The sequence below is a fragment of the Entomomonas sp. E2T0 genome, from assembly GCF_025985425.1.
In the GTDB taxonomy this organism is placed as follows: Bacteria; Pseudomonadota; Gammaproteobacteria; order Pseudomonadales; family Pseudomonadaceae; genus Entomomonas.
The window spans coordinates 548,941-573,817 of record NZ_CP094972.1 but is presented as its reverse complement, the minus strand read 5'-3'; the positions used below and the strand labels follow the sequence as shown (position 1 = coordinate 573,817).

Annotated in this window: 13 protein-coding genes, 2 tRNA genes and 3 rRNA genes; 12 read left to right on the top strand and 6 right to left on the bottom strand. The window is 39.1% G+C overall.

All coding sequences use genetic code 11. The annotated features are described in order from the left end of the window. Positions 1-386 precede the first annotated feature (386 nt). The 10 genes from MTZ49_RS02730 to dgt all read left to right on the top strand — a co-directional run bounded on the left by MTZ49_RS02730 (position 387) and on the right by dgt (position 12,324). Positions 387-2,111 (top strand): acetolactate synthase 3 large subunit, encoded by a 1,725-nt coding sequence (locus MTZ49_RS02730; protein ID WP_264746869.1) that lies wholly within the window; start codon positions 387-389, stop codon positions 2,109-2,111. Position 2,112: 1 nt separating this feature from the next. Further along, positions 2,113-2,607: an acetolactate synthase small subunit gene (ilvN, locus tag MTZ49_RS02725; RefSeq protein ID WP_201093099.1), complete on the top strand. Its 495-nt coding sequence runs from the start codon at positions 2,113-2,115 to the stop codon at positions 2,605-2,607. A gap of 90 nt (positions 2,608-2,697) precedes the next feature. Beyond that, positions 2,698-3,714 (top strand): ketol-acid reductoisomerase, encoded by a 1,017-nt coding sequence (ilvC, locus tag MTZ49_RS02720; protein WP_264746868.1) that lies wholly within the window; start codon positions 2,698-2,700, stop codon positions 3,712-3,714. A gap of 286 nt (positions 3,715-4,000) precedes the next feature. Then, on the top strand, positions 4,001-4,885 hold the full coding sequence (pssA, locus tag MTZ49_RS02715) for a CDP-diacylglycerol--serine O-phosphatidyltransferase (protein WP_264746867.1): 885 nt from the start codon (positions 4,001-4,003) through the stop codon (positions 4,883-4,885). 303 nt (positions 4,886-5,188) lie between these two features. Next, positions 5,189-6,714 (top strand): 16S ribosomal RNA (locus MTZ49_RS02710). A gap of 93 nt (positions 6,715-6,807) precedes the next feature. Then, a tRNA-Ile gene (locus MTZ49_RS02705) sits at positions 6,808-6,884 on the top strand. Positions 6,885-6,891: 7 nt separating this feature from the next. Beyond that, positions 6,892-6,967: transfer RNA gene (locus MTZ49_RS02700), tRNA-Ala, on the top strand. Positions 6,968-7,212: 245 nt separating this feature from the next. Beyond that, positions 7,213-10,118: ribosomal RNA gene (locus MTZ49_RS02695) — 23S ribosomal RNA — on the top strand. 182 nt (positions 10,119-10,300) lie between these two features. Then, positions 10,301-10,416: ribosomal RNA gene (rrf, locus tag MTZ49_RS02690) — 5S ribosomal RNA — on the top strand. Together the 16S, 23S and 5S rRNA genes with 2 tRNA genes alongside form the textbook arrangement of a ribosomal RNA operon. 384 nt (positions 10,417-10,800) lie before the next feature. After that, positions 10,801-12,324: a dGTPase gene (gene dgt / locus MTZ49_RS02685; protein ID WP_264746866.1), complete on the top strand. Its 1,524-nt coding sequence runs from the start codon at positions 10,801-10,803 to the stop codon at positions 12,322-12,324. Between the two features lie 61 nt (positions 12,325-12,385). Here dgt and MTZ49_RS02680 read toward each other — a convergent pair whose 3' ends face one another. From MTZ49_RS02680 to hflK, 4 genes are all read right to left on the bottom strand, one after another. Then, entirely contained in the window at positions 12,386-13,600 is a 1,215-nt protein-coding gene (locus tag MTZ49_RS02680) for a uracil-xanthine permease family protein (protein ID WP_264746865.1), read from the bottom strand. A gap of 90 nt (positions 13,601-13,690) precedes the next feature. Then, on the bottom strand, positions 13,691-17,077 hold the full coding sequence (gene recC, locus MTZ49_RS02675) for an exodeoxyribonuclease V subunit gamma (protein WP_264747816.1): 3,387 nt from the start codon (positions 17,075-17,077) through the stop codon (positions 13,691-13,693). Between the two features lie 71 nt (positions 17,078-17,148). Next, the gene (hflC, locus tag MTZ49_RS02670; protein WP_264746864.1) at positions 17,149-18,057 is read right to left on the bottom strand and encodes a protease modulator HflC; all 909 of its coding nucleotides are present in this window, start codon (positions 18,055-18,057) and stop codon (positions 17,149-17,151) included. Then, complete coding sequence (hflK, locus tag MTZ49_RS02665) at positions 18,057-19,286, bottom strand: FtsH protease activity modulator HflK (protein ID WP_264746863.1); 1,230 nt, start codon at positions 19,284-19,286, stop codon at positions 18,057-18,059. Before hflK ends, hflC begins: the two co-directional genes overlap by 1 nt. A gap of 160 nt (positions 19,287-19,446) precedes the next feature. Here hflK and MTZ49_RS02660 point away from each other — a divergent pair, with 160 nt between their 5' ends. After that, the gene (locus MTZ49_RS02660) at positions 19,447-19,896 is read left to right on the top strand and encodes a DUF192 domain-containing protein (protein ID WP_264746862.1); all 450 of its coding nucleotides are present in this window, start codon (positions 19,447-19,449) and stop codon (positions 19,894-19,896) included. A gap of 20 nt (positions 19,897-19,916) precedes the next feature. Here MTZ49_RS02660 and ilvD read toward each other — a convergent pair whose 3' ends face one another. Together ilvD and serB are read right to left on the bottom strand one after the other, a co-directional pair. Then, on the bottom strand, positions 19,917-21,755 hold the full coding sequence (ilvD, locus tag MTZ49_RS02655) for a dihydroxy-acid dehydratase (RefSeq protein ID WP_264746861.1): 1,839 nt from the start codon (positions 21,753-21,755) through the stop codon (positions 19,917-19,919). A gap of 262 nt (positions 21,756-22,017) precedes the next feature. Further along, positions 22,018-23,238, bottom strand: a complete 1,221-nt coding sequence (serB, locus tag MTZ49_RS02650; RefSeq protein WP_264746860.1) for a phosphoserine phosphatase SerB — start codon at positions 23,236-23,238, stop codon at positions 22,018-22,020. Between the two features lie 119 nt (positions 23,239-23,357). On the opposite strand from serB, the gene MTZ49_RS02645 reads away from it, so the two are divergent. Then, entirely contained in the window at positions 23,358-24,875 is a 1,518-nt protein-coding gene (locus tag MTZ49_RS02645) for a histidine kinase (RefSeq protein WP_264746859.1), read from the top strand. Positions 24,876-24,877: the final 2 nt, after the last annotated feature.

The window sequence follows — 24,877 nt, the reverse complement described above, 5'->3', positions numbered from 1 at the left end:
ATTTAACCAATAAAGAGTAATTTATTGAAATATTCTGCTTTTACAGTTGCTTTTTTTCATCAGGGTTTAATGTTTATGGCAAATTTTAAGTTAATCAGTCAATAGCACTTGACTTATGAGCCATTAACTACAACAATTATGTCCACCACTGATATATAACCTTAATGGAAATATTCTTTCAGTAGACATGACGCTTACCAGTGTCGACTTACGTTTACCCAATATGCGTTACCTCGCTTCGGGTTAGAAAACTCGCCACAATGAGTTTTCTAAAGTTTATTAGCTAGCAGCTGATGTAGTCGGCGATTATCATCGTGCATGTTCTGCTAGCGGTGAACTTAATACCTAATTTTTTAGTGAGTGATTGCTTTTAGAGGTGAACAAGCGTGGAATTATTATCTGGCGCGGAGATGGTTGTTCGTTTTTTACGCGATGAAGGCGTAAAATATGTTTATGGATATCCAGGTGGCGCACTATTACATCTTTACGATGCTTTATTTAAAGAAAAAGAATTAACCCATATTTTAGTACGTCATGAGCAGGCAGCTACTCATATGGCTGATGGCTATGCTCGTGCAACAGGCAAAGCAGGGGTTGTTTTTGTAACATCTGGTCCAGGTGCTACTAATGCTATTACTGGTATAGCTACTGCTTTTATGGACTCTATTCCAATGGTGGTTATTTCTGGTCAAGTAGCTTCTTCCTTAATTGGTTCTGATGCTTTCCAAGAAGTGGATATGGTTGGTATATCAAGGCCTATTGTTAAGCACAGTTTTATGGTGCGTCATGCTTCTGAAATTCCAGAAATTATGCGTAAAGCCTTTTATATCGCAGAGTCGGGTCGTCCTGGTCCTGTAGTGGTTGATATTCCTAAAGATACCTGTAATCCTGCTGAGAAGTTTGAATATACTTTCCCTGAAAAAGTGAAATTACGTTCTTATAACCCTGTGCAACGAGGACATTCTGGACAAATTCGTAAAGCAACTGAATTATTATTATCGGCTAAACGCCCTGTAATTTGTTCTGGTGGCGGTGTTATTTTAGGTCATGCTGCTGCACAATTAACAGAGTTGGCGCGTAAGTTAAAACTACCTGTTGCTAATACCTTAATGGGGTTAGGTGGTTTTCCTGGTTCGGACAAGCAATTTATTGGTATGCCAGGGATGCACGGTAGTTATACGGCTAATATGGTAATGCATCATAGTGATGTTATTTTAGCAGTAGGTATGCGTTTTGATGATCGTGTAACTAATGATATTAAAAAATTCTGCCCCAATGCCAAAATTATCCATATAGATATTGACCCTGCATCAATTTCTAAAACTATTAGAGCTGATATTCCAATTGTAGGACCTGTTGATAATGTGTTAACAGAAATGATTGCTGTGGTTAATGAACTTTCCAGCGAAATCATTGATAAAGCGTTGGCTGATTGGTGGAAGCAAATTGATGAATGGCGTAGTAAAGGTTTATTTCCTTATGATAAGGATAATGAAACCATTATTAAGCCAGAGTTTGTTATTGATACATTGTATGAAGTAACTAAAGATAGAGATACCTATGTAACTTCTGATGTAGGTCAGCATCAAATGTTTGCAGCACAACATTATCTTTTTGATAAACCTAATCGTTGGATTAACTCTGGTGGTTTAGGAACCATGGGATTTGGTTTTCCAGCCGCAATGGGGATTAAATTGAATTTCCCTGATGCAGATGTTGCTTGTGTAACAGGTGAAGGCAGTATTCAAATGAATATTCAAGAACTTTCTACCTGCTTACAATATGATTTACCTGTTAAAATTATTTGCTTAAATAATGGTGTATTGGGCATGGTAAGGCAATGGCAAGACATGCAATACAATAGTCGTTATTCTCATTCATATATGACTTCATTACCAGATTTTAAGAAACTGGTAGAGTCTTATGGACATGTGGGGATTAGTGTTGAAAAAGCAACTGATTTAAAAGGTGCTATGCAAGAAGCTTTTGCAATGAAAGATCGGTTAGTGTTTATGGATATCAAAACGGATGCGAGTGAACATGTATACCCTATGCAAATTCGTGATGGTTCCATGCGTGATATGTGGTTAAGTAAAACGGAGCGTACCTAATATGCGTCATATAATCTCTTTATTAATGGAGAATGAGCCTGGTGCGTTATCGCGTGTTGTTGGTTTATTCTCTCAACGTAATTACAACATCGAAAGTTTAACTGTAGCGGCAACAGAAGACCCAACAGTTTCTCGACTTACTTTGACGACTCAAGGTAAGCCAGAAGTGATTGAACAAATTACTAAAAACCTCAATAAGTTAATTGAAGTTGTTAAATTAGTTAACTTATCTGAAAGTGAACATATTGAGCGCGAGTTATTGCTTATTAAAGTAAAAGCTACGGGAGCTCAACGCTCAGAGGTTAAACGAACAGTTGATATTTTTAGAGGTCAAATAGTTGATGTAACACCAAACCTCTATATTGTCCAATTGTCAGGTAGTACCAGTAAGGTAGACAACTTTATTGCTACTATAGGCTCCATGTCGACTATTGTTGAAGTGGTTCGTACAGGGGTAACAGGTATTTCTAGGGCTGATAAGGTCTTAAGTATTTAGGGTAGTTATTAGGGAAAAGTTAATTATATTTCCCAGTACTAATATTTATTTTTAAGTAAAATTTATTTTAATATTTAAAGGAAAATTCCAATGCGCGTTTACTATGATAAAGACTGTGACCTTTCAATCATCCAAGGTAAAAAAGTAGCTATTATTGGTTATGGTTCACAAGGTCATGCCCATGCTTGTAACCTAAAAGATTCAGGTGTGGACGTTGTCGTTGGTTTACGTAAAGGTTCAGCAACAGTAAAGAAAGCGGAAGCACATGGTTTAAAAGTAGCTGATGTACCAACAGCAGTAGCTTCTGCAGATGTAATTATGATCTTAACGCCAGATGAGTTCCAAGGTCAATTATACAGAGAAGAGCTAGAACCTAATTTAAAGAAAGGTGCAACTTTAGCATTTGCTCATGGCTTTGCTATTCACTATAACCAAATCGTACCTCGTGCTGATTTAGATATCGTCATGATTGCGCCTAAAGCACCAGGTCATACTGTGCGTTCTGAATTCGTAAAAGGTGGTGGTATTCCTGATCTTGTTGCTGTTTATCAAGATGCTTCTGGCAATGCAAAAAATGTAGCATTATCTTATGCAAGTGGTATTGGTGGCGGTCGTTCTGGCATTATTGAAACTACTTTCAAAGATGAAACAGAAACAGACTTATTTGGTGAGCAAGCTGTACTTTGTGGTGGTTGTGTAGAATTAGTTAAAGCAGGTTTTGATACACTAGTTGAAGCTGGTTATGCTCCTGAAATGGCTTATTTTGAGTGTTTACATGAGTTAAAATTAATCGTTGACTTAATGTATGAAGGTGGTATTGCCAACATGAATTACTCAATCTCTAATAATGCAGAGTTTGGTGAGTATGTTACTGGCCCACAAGTTATTAATGAAGAGTCTCGTTGGGCAATGCGTGAAACATTAAAACGTATTCAAAATGGCGAGTATGCTAAAGCATTTATTAGTGAAGGTGCTACTAACTACCCAACATTAACTGCAAATCGCCGTTTAACTGCAGAACATCAAATTGAGCAGGTAGGTGAACGTTTACGTGCTATGATGCCTTGGATTGCGGCAAATAAAATCGTTGATAAATCTAAAAACTAATTATATTTATTCAGATTAAAAACGCGACATATGTCGCGTTTTTTATATTTATCAGAAAGTGACAATGAAAGTTATTAAATTTTATAGTGTAAATGATAACTATTAGGGACATTGTGGTGATGGCAAAGGAAAAATATGTTAGGGAATACTTTAATGTGAATAAGAGCAGAATTTCTAATAAAATAAATAAGCATTGTTACATTTTAAAGTAATAAAAAAAGTCATTTCTTGAAAATCAGTTCACTATAACCTATATAATAATAAGAGATTTAACTAAGGAACAATTATGAAAGAGCAGTTCAACGAACAACCTGAAGATACTTCAATAGAAAACAAAATTCCTTTACCTGTGGATGAATATATTGAAGAAGTACCTGATGAAAAAGGGCAAAAAGTTCGTCATAAAGGAGTTTATCTATTACCTAACCTATTCACAACAGCTGCTTTGTTTGCAGGTTTTTATTCGATAGTTAGTGCTATGTATGCTCCTGTAGTAGTCGCTCATGAAGGCATTGAAGTAGCAAGAGATTACTTTATTTATTCAGCTATAGCTATTTTTATTGCCATGATATTAGATGGTCTTGATGGACGAGTGGCTCGATTAACTAATACACAAAGTGCATTTGGCGCTGAGTATGATTCACTATCAGATATGGTCGCCTTTGGATTAGCCCCTGCACTATTAGCATTTCAATGGTCATTGGCTGAGGCCGGTAAACTTGGGTGGATGGTTGCTTTTATCTATGTGGCCTGTGCAGCATTAAGATTAGCACGTTTTAATGTGCAAATCGGTTCTGTTGATAAAAAATATTTTATAGGATTGGCCAGCCCCTCAGCCGCGGCAGTAGTTGCAAGTAGTGTCTGGGCTTTCAATAAGCTGGAGGTTAGTGGTGAAAGTGTTGTATATCTCATGATGCTATTAGTAGCTGCAGCAGGTGTCTTGATGGTGAGTAACATCAAGTATTACAGTTTTAAAACATTAGATATCAAAAGTAGAGTTCCTTTTATTGCAATATTAGTGATTGTATTACTGTTTGCAATAATAGGTACTGCTCCTGCTTATGCGCTATTATTTATTTTCTTTAGTTACACTGTATCAGGGCCTATACAGTTCCTGTTACACTTAAAAAAACGAAACAAACATAAAAACGAACTTGACAATAATGTATAAAAGCGTATAATTTTTCGTCCCTACTAGTTAAGGTTGTTTAATATTTTCTGATTAATTTTGTAGATAAAAATAAATCAAAAAAAGATTAAAAAAGGCGTTGACAAAGTTAGGAAAAGGCGTAGAATGCGCGCCTCATCTGCAGAGTAAAGCTCTAAAGATACAAGTTCTTTAACAATATAAATCAAGTAAATCGTGTGGGTGTTTGTAGTACTGGTAAGAAATATCAGTAATATAAACAACTCGTCATAGATTGAGTTTTTAGATTACTGAGCCGTTTTAGAACCTTATGGTTCAAAAGATTTTAAACTGAAGAGTTTGATCATGGCTCAGATTGAACGCTGGCGGCAGGCCTAACACATGCAAGTCGGGCGGTAACAGGTCTTTCGGGATGCTGACGAGCGGCGGACGGGTGAGTAAAGTCTAGGAATCTGCCCAGTAGTGGGGGACAACGCGGGGAAACTCGCGCTAATACCGCATACGCCCTACGGGGGAAAGGTGCTTTATTGTACCGCTATTGGATGAGCCTAGATCAGATTAGCTAGTTGGTGGGGTAAAGGCCCACCAAGGCGACGATCTGTAGCTGGTCTGAGAGGATGATCAGCCACACTGGGACTGAGACACGGCCCAGACTCCTACGGGAGGCAGCAGTGGGGAATATTGGACAATGGGGGAAACCCTGATCCAGCCATGCCGCGTGTGTGAAGAAGGTCTTCGGATTGTAAAGCACTTTAAGTTGGGAGGAAGGGGTGAAGTAACGACTCACCTTTGACGTTACCAACAGAATAAGCACCGGCTAACTTCGTGCCAGCAGCCGCGGTAATACGAAGGGTGCAAGCGTTAATCGGAATAACTGGGCGTAAAGCGCGCGTAGGTGGTTTGTCAAGTTGGATGTGAAATCCCCGGGCTCAACCTGGGAACTGCATCCAAAACTGACTGACTAGAGTACAGTAGAGGTTAGTGGAATTTCCTGTGTAGCGGTGAAATGCGTAGATATAGGAAGGAACACCAGTGGCGAAGGCGACTAACTGGACTGATACTGACACTGAGGTGCGAAAGCGTGGGGAGCAAACAGGATTAGATACCCTGGTAGTCCACGCTGTAAACGATGTCAACTAGCCGTTGGGACCCTTGAGGTTTTAGTGGCGCAGCTAACGCAATAAGTTGACCGCCTGGGGAGTACGGTCGCAAGATTAAAACTCAAATGAATTGACGGGGGCCCGCACAAGCGGTGGAGCATGTGGTTTAATTCGACGCAACGCGAAGAACCTTACCTGGCCTTGACATGTCCGGAATCCTACAGAGATGTGGGAGTGCCTTCGGGAATCGGAACACAGGTGCTGCATGGCTGTCGTCAGCTCGTGTCGTGAGATGTTGGGTTAAGTCCCGTAACGAGCGCAACCCTTATCCTTAGTTACCAGCACGTAAAGGTGGGCACTTTAAGGAGACTGCCGGTGACAAACCGGAGGAAGGTGGGGATGACGTCAAGTCATCATGGCCCTTACGGCCAGGGCTACACACGTGCTACAATGGTTGGTACAGAGGGTTGCCAAGCTGTGAAGCGGAGCTAATCTCAGAAAACCAATCGTAGTCCGGATTGAAGTCTGCAACTCGACTTCATGAAGTCGGAATCGCTAGTAATCGCGAATCAGAATGTCGCGGTGAATACGTTCCCGGGCCTTGTACACACCGCCCGTCACACCATGGGAGTGGGTTGCTCCAGAAGTAGCTAGGCTAACCTCGTGAGGCCGGTTACCACGGAGTGATTCATGACTGGGGTGAAGTCGTAACAAGGTAGCCGTAGGGGAACCTGCGGCTGGATCACCTCCTTAAACGAAAGCTGGTACTACAAGTACCCACACGAATTACTTGATTTATAATTGCAAAGAACGAATTGGGCGGATGCCTAAAAAGTTAACAGATTAGGGTCTGTAGCTCAGCTGGTTAGAGCACACGCTTGATAAGCGTGGGGTCGTAGGTTCAAGTCCTACCAGACCCACCAATTAAATGGGGCCATAGCTCAGCTGGGAGAGCGCCTGCCTTGCACGCAGGAGGTCAGGAGTTCGATCCTCCTTGGCTCCACCAGATAATAATCAAAAGAAGCTAGAAGCTAATTCTTTTAAGCAAAGAGAATTACCTTCTAACTTTTAAAGTTAGACTGTTCTTTAACAAATTAGATATGCAAAGAAGTAAAGATTAATTAGTAATTACTGGTCTAATTACTAATGCTGAGGTGAAAATATTGCGAACTCAAGCGCAAATTTTCGGCGAAACAAATGTCGATTCTTTGGTTGTGTAGCTTTAGATTACTAGATAATTTAGGGTTATATAGTCAAGTGAATAAGCGCATACGGTGGATGCCTTGGCAGTCAGAGGCGATGAAAGACGTGATACCTGCGAAAAGTTACGGGGAGCTGGGTACAAAGCATTGATCCGTAAATGTCTGAATGGGGAAACCCAACTGAGAGAACCTCAGTTATCCAGTACTGAATACATAGGTACTGAGAAGCGAACCAGGGGAACTGAAACATCTAAGTACCCTGAGGAAAAGAAATCAACCGAGATACCCCAAGTAGTGGCGAGCGAACGGGGTGCAGCCAGTGTTCAGAAGCATATGTATTAGTGGAATGGTCATGGGAAAGCCAATCATAGAGGGTGATAATCCCGTACACGAAAATACGCATGTGGATCTAAGTACACAAAAAGTAGGTCGGGGCACGAGAAACCTTGACTGAAGACGGGGGGACCATCCTCCAAGGCTAAATACTACTGACTGACCGATAGTGAACCAGTACCGTGAGGGAAAGGCGAAAAGAACCCCGAGTAGGGGAGTGAAATAGAACCTGAAACCGTATGCGTACAAGCAGTGGGAGCGGACTTGTTCCGTGACTGCGTACCTTTTGTATAATGGGTCAGCGACTTATATACAGTAGCAAGCTTAACCGAATAGGGGAGGCGTAGCGAAAGCGAGTCTTAATAGGGCGCCTAGTTGCTGTGTATAGACCCGAAACCAAGCGATCTATCCATGGGCAGGTTGAAGGTTAGGTAACACTGACTGGAGGACCGAACCGACTACCGTTGAAAAGTTAGCGGATGACCTGTGGATCGGAGTGAAAGGCTAATCAAGCTTGGAGATAGCTGGTTCTCCTCGAAAGCTATTTAGGTAGCGCCTCATGTATAACTTCTGGGGGTAGAGCACTGTTTCGGCTAGGGGGTCATCCCGACTTACCAACCCGATGCAAACTCCGAATACCAGAAAGTTCTAGCATGGGAGACACACGGCGGGTGCTAACGTCCGTCGTGAAAAGGGAAACAACCCAGACCGTCAGCTAAGGTCCCAAAATTTTGGTTAAGTGGGAAACGATGTGGGAAGGCATAGACAGCTAGGAGGTTGGCTTAGAAGCAGCCATCCTTTAAAGAAAGCGTAATAGCTCACTAGTCGAGTCGGCCTGCGCGGAAGATGTAACGGGGCTCAAACCAAATACCGAAGCTACGGGTTCACGTTTTACGTGAGCGGTAGAGGAGCGTTGTGTACGCCTGTGAAGGTCAATTGAGAAGTTGGCTGGAGGTATCACAAGTGCGAATGCTGACATGAGTAACGACAATGGGTGTGAAAAACATCCACGCCGAAAGACCAAGGTTTCCTGCGATACGTTAATCGAAGCAGGGTTAGTCGGCCCCTAAGGCGAGGCTGAAAAGCGTAGTCGATGGGAAATAGGTTAATATTCCTATACTTCTAATAACAGTGATGGAGGGACGGAGTAGGCTAAATCAGAGTGGCGTTGGTTGTCCACTTGAAAGGCTGTAGGTAGATCTCTTAGGCAAATCCGGGAGATTATTACTGAGAACTGATGACGATTCATTTATCTTAAATGGAAAGTGATTGATGCCATGCTTCCAAGAAAAGCTTCTAAACTTATGTTATTAGGAACCGTACCCCAAACCGACACAGGTGGTCAGGTAGAGAATACCAAGGCGCTTGAGAGAACTCGGGTGAAGGAACTAGGCAAAATGGCACCGTAACTTCGGGAGAAGGTGCGCTGGTGGTAAGTGAAGTTCCTCGCGAATGGAGCTGAAGCCAGTCGAAGATACCAGGCCGCTGCAACTGTTTATTAAAAACACAGCACTCTGCAAACACGAAAGTGGACGTATAGGGTGTGACGCCTGCCCGGTGCCGGAAGGTTAATTGATGGGGTTAGCTTAGGCGAAGCTCTTGATCGAAGCCCCGGTAAACGGCGGCCGTAACTATAACGGTCCTAAGGTAGCGAAATTCCTTGTCGGGTAAGTTCCGACCTGCACGAATGGCGTAATGATGGCGGCGCTGTCTCCACCCGAGACTCAGTGAAATTGAAATCGCTGTGAAGATGCAGTGTATCCGCGGCTAGACGGAAAGACCCCGTGAACCTTTACTGTAGCTTTGCACTGGACTTTGAACCTGTTTGTGTAGGATAGGTGGGAGGCTTTGAAGTTAGGACGCTAGTTCTAATGGAGCCAACCTTGAAATACCACCCTGACATGTTTGAGGTTCTAACTCTGACCCGTTATCCGGGTTGAGGACAGTGTATGGTGGGCAGTTTGACTGGGGCGGTCTCCTCCTAAAGAGTAACGGAGGAGTACGAAGGTGCGCTCGGCGTGGTCGGAAATCACGCTAAGAGTATAAAGGCAAAAGCGCGCTTGACTGCGAGACAGACAAGTCGAGCAGGTACGAAAGTAGGTCTTAGTGATCCGGTGGTTCTGTATGGAAGGGCCATCGCTCAACGGATAAAAGGTACTCCGGGGATAACAGGCTGATACCGCCCAAGAGTTCATATCGACGGCGGTGTTTGGCACCTCGATGTCGGCTCATCACATCCTGGGGCTGAAGCCGGTCCCAAGGGTATGGCTGTTCGCCATTTAAAGTGGTACGCGAGCTGGGTTTAGAACGTCGTGAGACAGTTCGGTCCCTATCTGCCGTGGACGTTTGAGATTTGAGAGGGGCTGCTCCTAGTACGAGAGGACCGGAGTGGACGAACCTCTGGTGTTCCGGTTGTCACGCCAGTGGCATTGCCGGGTAGCTATGTTCGGAAGAGATAACCGCTGAAAGCATCTAAGCGGGAAACTTGCCTCAAGATGAGATCTCACTGGGGATTTAATCCCCCTAAAGGGCCGTTGAAGACTACAACGTTGATAGGTTGGGTGTGTAAGCGTAGTGATACGTTGAGCTAACCAATACTAATTGCCCGAGAGGCTTGACTATATAACCCCAAGTTATTTAGTTAACCAAAGAAAGACAAGCAAAAGTCGAAAGTGAGCAAATGAGTTCGTTTGCCAAAGCGTAGACTAGACTGAAATAATGATTAATCTTTACAGCATACAAAAGCATATCTGATTTGGGTGATGGGGTAAGATAACCAAGAACCTTCTCACCATAAAGAATTGCTTGAGGAAAATAGAGCGTTGGAACCACCTGAATCCTTCTCGAACTCAGTAGTGAAACGACGTATCGCCAATGGTAGTGTGGGGTCTCCCCATGTGAGAGTAGGTCATCCTCAAGCTCCTAAACAAAAGCCCCATCATAAACTTATATGATGGGGCTTTTTTATTTACAGATAAATTTAATAATAAATAGAAAATATTAGATGGCTGGTTAAAGTCATTAAAAATACTATATTAGATTACAGTAACTTCTTACCTTCTATGCTGGAATCCAACTATAATACTCATTCTTAAATTACTTTAACTGATATATTGAATGATATTTAACCATTTGAATTTAGAAAATATTAAGGATGAGTATTATTCTATATAGCATGATTCTTTTATGCTTATGATTTTGATTTAAGAAATATAAAATAGTCCAAATGTGGTTAGGTTGATGCTAGCTGGAAAAATATTCACTGTAATTCTTTGCTATTAAAGATTTGGAAATGGAGTAAGGGATGTCAAATATAGATTTTATTAATAAGATTTCTATTAATAGACTGTTTAGTAGGAAATTTGAAAGAGACAGAGACAGGGATATTTATCTTTATAAAGTAGCTAGTCAATTAGAGAGTGATCGTGGAAGAATTATAAATTCAGCAGCAGTTAGAAGATTACAGCAAAAAACACAGGTTTTTCCATTAGAAAAGAATTCAGCAGTCAGAAGTAGGTTAACCCATTCTTTAGAAGTTCAACAAACAGGTAGGTATATTGTTAAAACTATTTTCGATGAATTATCTAAGCAACAACTTCTTGATAAATATGGATTATATGGTCTTGAACAACATATAGAAACAATAGTTGAAATGGCCTGTTTAATGCACGATATTGGTAATCCCCCTTTTGGTCATTTTGGTGAATATGCGATTAATCAATGGTTTGAAAAAAATATTGATGCAATCTTTTCAACAATAGATGGCTATAAAATAGTAGAGCTTGCAGATCAGCTAATGTTTGAGCTAAAGCAATTTGAGGGCAATGCGCAGGCAATAAGATTAGTTTCTAATGTTATATCATTAAATTTGACTTATGTACAGTTAGCTAGTTTAATGAAATATATTAAGCCAGTATATTCCCAAGAAAGCTTTGATGATCATCCACTGAGTTATCTTTATAAGAAAGGTGGTTATTATTGGTCAGAAAAAGAATTAGTTGATAATTTAAAAGAAGAATTAATATTAGAAAATAGAAGACATCCCTTCGCTTATATTATGGAGGCAGCAGATGATATTTCTTATTGTTTGGCCGATATTGAAGATGCTGTTGAAAAAGGAATATTGGACATAGTTATGCTAAAGGAACTGTTTATTAAGTATGTTGATTCTGATGAAAAGATTGAAGTTTTACAAGGCTATCAAACTACTAATAAAACAATAGAAGAAGTTTTAGATTATATTACTAAAAATCCATATAGCCATATGGATGAAGTAGGTAGTTTTTTTGTACAGTTTAGAGCGACCTTAATTCAAGTCTTAGTTAAGTATGCAGCTAAGCAATTTGTTAATAATATTGATCAAATTTATAATGGTACTTTGAATAAAGCATTAATGGAAATGGAGGGCATTGAGAGTTTACTTACTCAAGTGCTTAAAAAAATAGCAATTAAATATGTGTTTTGCCATCATGAGGTAAGAACATTGGAGTTAAAAGGATATCAAATTATTACTGGGTTGTTAGAATGTTATCTACCTGTTTTAAAAGCGAGTTATGTGGATTTTTTTAATATTGTAGAAAAAATAGTTAAGGATGATGATATAAAAATTAAGACAAAAGATAAATTATTAGTTCATCTAGTGTACAGATTGGCTAAAAAGCATATTAAGTCCTATTATAAGGCAGTAATTAGCTTAGATAATGACGAAGAATTAAAGATAAAAGAATTATATTTTCGTTGTCGTTTAATTCAAGATTATGTGAGTGGAATGACAGATCAGTTTGCTTTTGATGAATACCAAGAGTTAAAAGTAGCTGGTTTAAATTAGGCAATAATATTTTAGATAAAATTATTTCTACATTACAGAGTCATAATTAGTTTTTGTTTGATTAATCAACATTTGTTATTGAGTGTTTGAGTACAAGATTTAGGATAATAGCTAAAATGCTAACTAATCCTACCCCTACTAAGCTAAATGCACCTATTTTCAGAGTTAGTCCACCTATACCGCAAGTTAATACTACTGAGACTATTACAAGATTTTTGGGAATAGATAGGTCTACTTTACCATCAATAATAGTTTTTAAACCAATAGAGGCAATAGTACCAAAGAGAAGTACCATAATGCCCCCCATAACTGGTTTAGGAATAGATTGAAGGATAGCATTGAATTTTCCGAAGAAAGCTAAACCAATAGCTAGAACGGCTGCATAGGTCATAATAATAACTTTAAAATTACGAGTAATCATTAACGCACCAGTTACTTCTGAATAGGTTGTAATTGGTGGTCCACCAATTAAGCCTGCAAAGCAAACACCAATGCCATCTCCTGTTAGGGTGCGATGTAATCCTGGTTTTTTTGTATAGTTTTCGCCTGTTACATTGCCAGTGGCCATCACATTACCAATGTGTTCGATAATGGGAGCAATAGCAACAGGTAGCATAAAGAGAGCTGCGTACCAATTTACTTCTATTGAGTGAAACTCTGGAACGGCAAACCATTTGGCATCAACGATTGGCTGAAAATCAATTAAACCCATAATTATTGCAGTAACATAGCCTACAATTACACCTGAAAGAATGGGAATAAGGCGGAACATACCACGCCCGAAGATAGATACGATGATTGTGGTGAGTAAAGAAATAGCAGCTAATGTGATAGCTTGGTAGTAGCCTATGGTTGAACCTTCCACTTGTCCCATTGCCATATTGGAGGCGGTTACTGCAACAGATAAACCAATGACCATAATAATTGGACCAATAACTACAGGAGGTAGCAATTTATCAATAAGGCTAATACCTCGCCATTTGATAATTAATGCAAAAATAAAATAGGTAAAACCTGCAGCAAATAAGCCAAATTGTGTAGCTCCTTGACCCCATGTAGACATGGTATAACTAATTGGTGCTATGAAGGCAAAGGATGATCCTAAAAAGATAGGTACTTGGCCTTTAGTAATAAGCTGGAATAGTAAAGTACCTACACCGGCACCAAGAAGCGCCATAGCAGGATTAAGTCCAGTTAATAAGGGAACTAGTACCATTGCTCCAAATGCAACAAAAAGGATTTGGGCCCCTGCTATTAGTTGTTTTATATAGTACATAGTGACTCACCTTATAAAATAGCTTAACTATTATATAGATAAAATATTAATAGAGCGTAAAAATAACAAAAATTTAAATTAACTTATTTGTTAATAGGTAGAGAGTTGCCAATCTGCTTGGTAAATCGGCTGATAAAGTTTTTCTGCCCATTTCTCAAATTGCTGATGTTGGTTGAGTAGTTCAAAACTTGGATATTGCCTTACTAGTACCGCACTTTGTTGGCACTCACCTAGTGTATATTCTGTACCTTCATAAGCTGTTTGAACTAAGTCTAAGTTGTTTTTAGATAATAGGGTAAAGGCAGTTTTAATAGCAACAGGAAGAGGTTGTTGCATTCCTTGTTGGCAACTGGTGAGCAGTGAGTTAAGTAAAGGAGTAGCTTGTTGAGGATTCATGGGGGCTAAGGATATATAGCAATCTAAACCTAGCACAAGCGTTTGTAGCGGTATATTGCAACTATTAGCAGCTAGTTGTATAACCCAAGGGGCGATTAGCTGTTGCCACTTATAATCTTTACCATTAAGCAAGGTGTTAGGTAAGGTAAAACAGTTTAATAAGTTTTCATCATTTATTTGATAAAGATTATTTAACCAGCTTTGTAAATGAATATCTTGGTATTGATAGTTAATAGGCAATGGAGCTGTTATTTGTTGATAAGGTGCTATCAGTAAGCGATGTTGTTCTAGCAAGGGTGTTAATTGGTTAATAAGTTCTAAACCAAGTTGTTGCCCGAATCCTGCCATAGGGAGTTGTCCACTACGTTGTAGGTTATCAATATTATTGCTTAAAATCTGTTGTGTCAGTTGTTCATTTTGATTATAAATGAGGCAGTTTTTTAGTAGCTGCTCAGTTATTTGATAGCGTTGTAAACCATTTAGGGAAAAAGGTTCATTATCTTCCATAAATTCTCTAGTTTGGTTAAAAGAGACTTTTAAGCGTTGGTTAAAGAAGTAACGAACAGGGTGTTTAAGAAAACTGGTAAGTTGTTCTATAGTAAGTGGCGTATCGGCAGGAAAGATAGCAAGTTTTTGCTCATCAGTTAATGTATGGTTTTCTTGGTATAATCCAGCCCATTCTTGTGCATAGCTAAACCAGTTATTATCATTGTGAAAATAACGACGGCTGAAAGGTTGTAATGCATGTGTTTGGGTTAGAGCATGTAGTAAGTCTTTGCTATTAGCTAATTGCCAGCCGCTAGATAAGTGGTCTCTTAGTTGTCCAATTAAAACAGAGGGTGGGCGTTCACTATTGTCACGAATATTGCGGCCTATCCAGCTAATGTACAAGCGATTACGGGCTGATAGTAAGGCTTCTAACAGTAAATAACGATCATCCTCTCTTCTAGAGCGATCGCCAGGCCTATAATCTTTTGCCATCAGATCAAAATCAAGATGAGTTGAAGGGCGAGGGTAGTCACCATCATTCATGCCTAATAAGCAAATAATTTTAAAAGGAATGGCTCGCATAGGCATTAGCGTACAAAAACTGACTGAACCTGCAATAAAATTTTGTGTAAAACGTTCGTTATCTATACCTGTTAGCCAAGCTTCTCTGACAATGGTTAGTGGTAACTGTTCATTTAGGTTTGCTTCTTCACAAAGGGTTAACCAATCATCCAGTAGATTAGCTAGTTCGGTTAATAGTTCTTGTTCTTTTTCATTGCTAGGTTCAAATAGTAACTCTAGCAGCTGTCTAAGAAGGGTTGCCCATTCAATAGGTAATAAATTTTGTGATAGTTTCTGTTGGATATCATCCAGTACAGCAATAAATTGGGCAAGTGAACCAATAAGAGTGGCTTGATTACCACCAATTTCATCAAAGGGTTGAATAGTTTGCCAGTTAGTATCGCTATTACCAATGGCGTATCCTAGTAGCATACGACGTAAACCAAAGAACCAACTATTTTGTTCCATTGTTGTTGGTAGGCCAAGGTTATGTCTTTGTTCTGCATCTAGTCCCCAACGAATACCAGCTTGATGTATCCAGCGATGAAGGATAGGTAAGTCTTGTTCCCGCCAATTAAAACGATTACGAATGGCTGGTACATCTAGTAGATCTAATATATCAGTAACAGCAAATCGGCTATCAGGTAGTTGTAGAAGATATTCCAGTGCTATAAGTAATGGTTCTACTTTTCTTTTACCGCGATCAGAAAGGGTAAAGGGGATATAGCGTTTATCTTGTTTATCAATTTTGCCAAAGGTTGCTTGAATAAAGGGGGTATATTGGTCAATATTGGGTACCATAACAATGATGTCTCGGGGAAGTAATGATTTATCATTGTTAAATAAGTCTAGCAATTGGTCTTGTAAGATTTCTACTTCACGTTGTGGGCTATGGGCAATATGGAAGCGAATTGAATGATCTTGTTCAAGATTTATAGGTGGCCATTGTTTGCGAGTTTCTGGTAGTGCTCTTAACTCAAGAATATCATCCTGTAGTTGCCCTAATAAGGTATTGGTATTAGGGGCTTCATAGAGGTCAATTTTGCCTTCATTGATAATCCCAAAACGTTGTTGGTAACTTTCTGGATCGTCGTAGCTATCGAGTAAGTTTATATAGTCACGCCCTTGTTTCCCCCAAGCTGCCAGTAAAGGATGACCATGTTGGTGAAGGTCTTGGATTTGTAGTTTATTAACTTTCTTTTTTTGGCGACGATATTCATGGTGTAATAGTTGTTTACCTTCAATAATATCTAACCAATGATAACGACAGGGGTTGTGTACATAGAGCATTACTTGGGTAAATTTAGCTAAAATAGCTAGTGCCTCAACCATTTGTGCAGGTAATGCTGAAATACCAAAAATACTAATACGCTTTGGTAGACCTTTAGGTGCTTTGGTAAGTTGTTGGCAATATTCAATAAAGTGTTGATGTACACCTGCACGGCTGCCTTGCATGACTTCTTCACCTAAATCTTCGAGTAAGAGTCGCCATAGTGCAGGTTGCCAGAGTTGTTCTTGGGGAACGGGTGTTATTTTACCATGTACATTTTTTAGTTGATCTTTGCCTTGTAACCAGTCTTGTAGCCAATCAGAACGATAAACTTGGTATTGGTCCAATAAGTCGGCTAGTTGTTCTGCTAGTTGGTAATGTTTGCGTTGATCAATATCATCTGCAAGGAATTGTTTTAAGGTAGTGAATAGGTGATTATTCAGGCATTGTGGTAGTAGTCTAAGTAGGCGCCATGTAAGTGGTTCTTTATCTAAAGGTGATTGTTTGGCTACAGCCTTTTCACCTAATACAGCACGATAGGTTTGCCATAAAAAACGTGAAGGTAGTTGGATATTAATAGCGGCTGCTATGCCACAGCCATCATTAATAGGATCTTCAGCCAGTGCTAGTTTTAGCCATTGAGCAATACCATTACTTTGTACCAAAATGACTTCTGGTTCTAAAGGGGGTAATGGATGTTCTTGCATCCAACTTACAGCAAGATTTCTTAGTTGTTCAAGGTGATTGCCATGTACAATCATTAAACCTGACTGCAATGGTGGCCTCCAATAGATAGAAATAAATAAGGGGGTATTTTACACCCCCTTGTTGATTATTCGCTAACTTTCTGTAAGTAGCGGAAGAAATCGGAGTTGGGATCAAGGACTAGCACATCGTTTTTATCTTTAAAGCTTTCACGATAGGCTTGTAAGCTACGATAGAAGTTATAGAATTCTGGTGCTTTGGAGTAAGCTTTAGCATAAATAGTTGCTGCTTCTGCATCACCCTCACCGCGTACTTCCTCAGCATTACGATAAGCTTCTGCTAAAATAACTTGTTTTTGACGATCTGCTTCTGCACGAATTCTTTCAGCAGCCTCACGTCCTTCTGCACGATATTTTTGAGCTTCACGTTCACGCTCAGTACGCATTCTAGCGAATACACTGTCATAAACTTCTTTAGGTAGATCAATGGCTTTAATTCTTACATCAACTACTTCAATACCTAGTTCTTTTTGAGCCATTTTGTTAAGAGAGTCTGTTACTTGTGCCATTACTTCATTTCGACCGCTGGCAGATTTACTGTTTGTGTCTGTTAGCTCGCCAGATTCATTAACCAATTCGTTAAGGGTTTTATTACCAAATTGATTACGTAATGCGGCATCTAAACGACGGCCTAAACGCTCATCAGCAATCGCTTTTTCACCACGTACGCTGGTGTAGAAAATTTCTGGATTAGAAACTCTCCAACGAGCGTACGCATCTACCATAACAGATTTCTTTTCTTTAGTAAGAAAACGCACATTAGGTGTTTCTAAGGTTAATAAACGACCATCAAAAAGTTTAACTTTATTAATTACAGGCCATTTAAAATGTAAACCTGGTTCTAAATTAGATTGTTCTATTTCTCCAAAGCGCAATAAAATGCCTTTTTGCGTTTGTAAAACAATATAAAGCGAACTCCAGCCAAAAATAACAAGTAGCAAGACAATGACTAAAGGAAAAAGTAGTTTATTACTCATTAACGGTTCCCTCTTGTTCTTGAATCTGTAGTACTAGGTCTTTGGTTACTACTATCAGTAGTTGGAGTATATGAGTTGATACCAGTACTAAAATTACTATTAGTAGCAGAGTTATTGGCTGGTACAGCTTGCTGATTATTCATTAATTTATCTATAGGAAGATAAAGCAATTGGCTTTGTCCATCTTTACTTGTGACTAGGATTTTACTCGTTTTTGTTAGTATTTCTTGAATAGTTTCAAGGTACATACGTTCTCTAGTTACTTTTGGTGCCTGTTGATAGGCCTCCAGTAGTTTTTCAAAGCGAATAGCTTCCCCTGTTGCTCTATCTACAATAGCTTCACGATAACCAGTAGATTGTTTCTCAATACGTGCTGCTTCACCTCGAGCATCAGGAACAATACCATTTTGATAGGTTTCCGCCTCGTTCTTTAGTTTTTGTTGCTCTTCACGGGCACGAATTACATCATCGAAAGCAGATTGAACATCAGATGGTGCGGTGGCACTTTGGATATTAACTTGAGTCACTTGTATGCCTGTTTCATATTTTTCAAGCATTTTAGTTAATTCTTCTTGAATATCACCCGCCATTTTTTCACGGCCACTGGTAAGGATATCATCCATATTAGTTGAGCCAGCTACTTGCCTTAATGCACTATCAGTAGCATTTTCTAAACTTTGCTCAGGTGCATCATTTTTTAGAACGAATTTTTCTAAATCAATAATACGATATTGAACAGTGAGTGGAATTTCAACAATATTCTCATCACTGGTTAACATTTGACCATGCTTGCTGTAGGAACGTTCTGCTGTTACATTGACTTGAAACTTAGTATCTATAGGAGGAAAATAGATATGTAAGCCAGGTTTGACAGTATCGTGGTATTTACCAAAACGTAAAATAACAGCTTCTTCTTGTTGGTCTACTACATAGATTGCCTTAGAAAGCCAAAATCCTACAATAACTACAATAATAATCAAGACAATAGGGAGTATGGGGATTGCAAAGTCGCCACCACCATTATTTCTACCTGAGTTATTATTTGAAGGTTTTTTACCGCCTAAGAATTTGTTAAAAGAATCTTTGACTTTACGTAAAGCCTCATCAAGATCTGGAGGTCCTTCGTTACCGCCATTGTTTTTAGGTGGTTTGCCCCAAGGATCTTGATCGCGATTTTTGTCTTTATCATTATCGTTGTTATTTGAATTACCAGGCTCATTCCAAGCCATAATTCCTCCCAAAATATAATTAATGCCAATAGTTGTTTATTATGGCATGAAAGAACATATTTAAAAGAATGAATTATATCAAAATAGCTATTATATTGCCGAAATTTATTGCAAAGTATGTTTTATAATAATTTATAAATGATAATAGGATTGATAAGTAATGAAATTAGTAAAGTATTTGTTGATTATTGTTCTTGGAAACATATCACAAATAGTAGTAGCAGATAATAAACAGCTTACTTTTGATAAGCATTTATTAACAATTAATGGGGTGCAGTTACAGGCAGAATTAGCTGTTACGGATAAGCAGCGTCAACAAGGGTTAATGTTTCGTAAAAGTCTGGAAGCGGGACAAGGTATGTTGTTTTATTTAGATGAAGATTCAATGCCTTGTTTTTGGATGAAGAATACCTATGTTCCATTATCACTGGCTTTTATTGATAAACATTATCGAGTTTTGCAAATTGAGCAATTACAGCCAGAGAGCCTTAGTCATGTGTGTGCAATGCAGCCTATTAGGTATGCTTTAGAAGTACCGCAAGGTTGGTTTAGTGAGCAGAGAATTAGCATTGGTATGCTGGTTGAGGGAATAAACCATCCTATACCTTGATATAGGATGGTTGTATTAAATTAATTATCTAGTAGTTGTTTATTGCGTACAGCGCCTTTATCTGCACTGGTCGCTAATAAAGCATAAGCTTTAAGCGCTGTACTTACTTTTCTTGCTCTAGGAGCAGCAGGTTTCCAACCCTTTTGTTGTTGTACAGCACGACGATTAGCTAACTCTTCGTCGCTAACAAGTAGTTGGATAGAGCGGTTAGGAATATCAATTAATATCTTATCACCGTTTTGTACAAGACCAATATTGCCACCTGAGGCGGCTTCTGGTGAGACATGTCCTATGGATAAGCCAGATGTGCCGCCAGAGAAACGACCATCAGTTAATAAAGCGCATTGCTTACCTAAACCTTTTGATTTGAGGTAACTGGTTGGGTAAAGCATTTCTTGCATACCTGGGCCACCACGAGGACCCTCATAGCGAATAACTACTACGTCACCAGCTTTTATTTCATCAGCTAAAATACCTTTAACAGCAGCATCTTGGCTTTCAAATACATGAGCTGTTCCTTCAAAACGTAGGATAGAATCATCTACCCCCGCTGTTTTAACTACGCAGCCGTCTTCCGCAAGATTGCCATATAGCACAGCTAGCCCACCGTCTTTAGAATAAGCATGTTCAAGATCACGGATACAACCATTAGCGCGATCTAAATCAAGGCTAGGCCAACGGGTTGATTGACTAAAAGCTTGTTCTGTGCGAATGCCAGCAGGGCCTGCTTTAAAGAATGTATGAACAGTTTCATCGTCAGTTTGGCTGATATCCCATTGAGCAATAGCGTCAGCTAAGGTTTTACTATGTACTGTGTTAACAGAAGTATCTATTAATTTTGCTTTAGCTAATTGACCTAGAATACTAAAAATACCACCAGCACGATGTACATCTTCGATATGATACTTTTGTACATTGGGAGCAACTTTACAAAGTTGAGGTACTTGACGAGAAAGTTCATCAATGACTTTCATATCAAAAGCAACTTCGCCCTCTTGGGCAACAGCTAGTAAATGTAAAATAGTATTGGTAGAGCCGCCCATGGCAATATCAAGTGTCATGGCATTTTTGAAAGCAGCTAATGAAGCGACATTACGTGGTAATACAGAGCTATCATTCTGTTCGTAATAACGTTTACAAAGGTCTACGATTAGATGGGCTGCATTAACAAAAAGCTGTTTACGATCAGCATGGGTTGCTAGTGTAGTGCCATTGCCAGGTAGTGATAAACCGAGTGCTTCTGTTAAACAGTTCATGGAGTTGGCTGTAAACATCCCAGAGCAAGAGCCACAGGTAGGGCAGGCGCTACGTTCATATTCCGCCACTTGTTCATCTGAATAGTTATCATCAGCCGCAATTACCATGGCATCAATTAAGTCTAGATTATGGTCTGCTAACTTGGTTTTACCAGCCTCCATTGGGCCACCAGAAACAAAAACTACTGGAATATTAAGACGTAAAGCAGCCATTAACATGCCAGGAGTAATTTTATCGCAGTTAGAGATGCATACTAGGGCATCTGCACAATGTGCATTTACCATGTATTCTACTGAGTCGGCAATAATTTCTCGGCTTGGTAGAGAGTAGAGCATACCATCATGCCCCATTGCGATACCATCATCAACAGCAATGGTATTAAATTCTTTAGCGACACCACCTGCTTTCTCAATTTCACGAGCGACCAGTTGTCCAAGGTCTTTTAGATGAACATGCCCTGGAACAAATTGAGTAAATGAGTTGGCGACAGCAATAATTGGCTTATTGAAGTCATCATCTTTCATCCCTGTGGCACGCCATAGGGAACGAGCACCCGCCATATTACGGCCTTGGGTGGATGTTTTGGAACGATAGTCAGGCATTGAAAGCTCCTGTTTTCACGGCAATAGTTTAATTATTAACGTGAGTGGATTAGTAAATAGACTGTTAGGTAAACAAGTGTATTTAATACTAATCATGCGATACATTCGGGGTAACCAACTTACTCGTAAAACTCACAATCACGGTAGAATAATGGATAAGTATTCTACAATGGTATTGCAAAACAACATACAACTTTATCTTGTTATTTATAGGATTAGCAATTATCTTGAAGATTCCTGTTAAATAGCGAGATTTATTTTATTAATTAATAGGCTGCTCTTGAGCTTCTCTGTCACGATAACCTAATAAATATAAAATACCATCTAACCCTAAGGTAGAAATAGCTTGTTTAGCAGATTGTTTAACCAGAGGCTTGGCTCTGAAAGCAACGCCTAGCCCTGCAATACCAAGCATAGGTAAATCATTTGCACCATCGCCAACTGCAATAGTTTGTTCTAAACTAATGTTTTCTTTTAGAGCTAAATCTTTTAACAGGTCTGCTTTTCTTTGAGCATCTACAATAGGTTCAATAGCTACACCCGTTAATTTTCCATCTACTATTTGTAGTTCATTGGCATAAACATAATCAATGCCTAGTTTTTGCTGTAATTTATTAGCAAAGTAACTAAAACCACCAGAAAGAATTGCTGTTCTGTAACCTAACTTTTTAAGCTCATCAAATAAATTTTCTGCACCTTCAGTAAGTGGAAGATTATCTGCAATTTCCTCTAACACAGATTCAGATAAGCCTTTGAGTAATGCTAAACGTTCTTTAAAGCTTTCTTTAAAATCAATTTCCCCACGCATTGCCCGTTCAGTAATGGCAGAGACTTGGTCGCCGACACCTGCAGCTTTGGCTAATTCGTCAATAACTTCTGCTTCAATAAGTGTTGAGTCCATATCAAATACAGCTAAGCGACGATTACGGCGATAAATACTGTCTTGTTGGAAAGCAATATCAACACCCAGCTCCGCACCAACCTTTAGAAATTCAGCTTTTAATGCACTGATATTTGCATCACCACGTACTGAAAATTCAATACAACCTTTACTATTTTCTGGTGCAGTACCTAAGGGAATGCGACCAGATAAGCGGTCGATATGATCAATATTAAGATTATGTGCAGCTGTAATAGTACTAACTCTGCATAATTGTTCGGCAGTAACTTTGCGCGTTAATAAAGTTACAAGATGACGGGGTTTGCCTTGTCCAGCCACCCATACTTGGTAATCTTGTTCAGAAATAGGTGTAAAACGTACCTGTTGATCGAGTTCATAGCCACAGAATAATACATCTTTGAGCACATTAGAGTCACTATTATCAGGAAGTTCTACTAAAATGCCGAAAGATAACGTGTTATGAATCACGGCTTGGCCAATATCAAGAATTTGTGCGCCTCCAGCAGCTAACACACCAGTAATTGCTGCAGTAAGCCCAGGACGGTCTTCTCCAGTAATATTAATTAAAATAATTTCACGCAATCTACAATCTCCAACACTGTAAAGCACAAATTTTTACTATTTTAACTTGTTTAAGGGCTTTCCCCAAAAAAAAACGCTAGTTATACTAATATATTCCTATTTTTAAAAGAGTTTTGCTTGTGAAACAGCAACAACATGCTAAAAAAGACAATCTTTTTTTATATTCCAACCAAACAATACGACAAAAACGAGTTTCTCTTGTTGCTAGTTTGATTATTCAATGCTTGCTAGTGTTAGCTATTGCCTTTGGTGTTTATGCTTGGCTAGTTAATGATCAATTTAAGCTTTCTATGCGTCAACAAGCGGATGCAGTGGGACAAAGTTTATTAACTCAGACTGCAGAAAGGGCAGCAGAGTTATTAGCCATTGATGATAAGTTGGGGCTGAATATTTTGTTAGGATCACTAGCTAAAAATCCATTGGTTGCCGATGTGGGGATTTATGATGGTGAAGGTAATGAATTGTTTCGGGCTGGTCTAAAACAATTTTCTCACACCAATAAAACAGATTTGTATAAAGAAAGGTTAGCTATCCAAAAGCAGCCAGATGTTGAATTACGTTTAAGATTAAATCATCAGCAATTTCAATTGCCTTGGGTGGTGAGTGTTGAGCGTGCCATTATTATTGCAGGTATTTTACTGGTTATTGTATTAATTTTTATATTTAGATTAGGTCGTAAAATTACTACACCGGTTACTCAATTACGAGAATGGGTAAGAGATCCTGTTATGCCTGTACCTGCCAGCGATCGACAAGATGAAATAGGTGATTTAGCTAGAGAGTTACAAGCTAAATTAATTGCTGTTGAAGATATTGAAGCATATTATGCGCAATTTATTGAACCAGAGTTAGAGCCTGAACCTATTGAGGTGGTTGAACATGATCTGATTAATATTAGACAAACTGAAGATGAATTAACAGATAGTAATTTTGATCGGGCTTTTCTTGATGAGATTGCCAGTTTTGATCGCTCAGTCATTGCTGAGGCAGATATACCTATTATTAGTGATTCAGTGCCAGCAGATAAAGAAGAATTAGAAAGTGGTGTGACTATGCAACAACCTACACAAACTGCAGTATTGTATATACGGTTAGGTGGACAGGATAAGTTAAAATTATTATCTAAAGAGCGATTAATTAATTTATTACAACGTTATCGTGATTGTTTAGATCAAACCGTACGTATCTATAAGGGTGAAATACATACATTAAATGATGGTAGTAGTTTAGTATTGTTTCATGGGCGTGGTAATGATACAGATACTTATTTAACACATGCGATATGTTGTGGTGAATTAATGCGTGGTTTAAGCCATGAGTTACAAGTTGAATTGGCGGATACAAATATCACGTTATTGCTACAAATAGCTCTGGCACAGGGAACTGATTTATTAGGTTTAACACCCCAAGAGTTATTAGATAATACGACTGTAAAATTAGCTCGGTCGCTTGTTGACCATAGTCGTAATCTATTATTAATGGATCAGTCTGTGGCAGGTGATGAGAGGGTAGAGATTTTAGCTAAGATTAGAGGATTAGCTAATCCAGCAGATACATTCTGTATTGAGCGAGTGTTAGAGCCTTATGCAGAAGTACTTGAAAAACAACTAAGAAATATGCGCAATAATAAATTATAGGT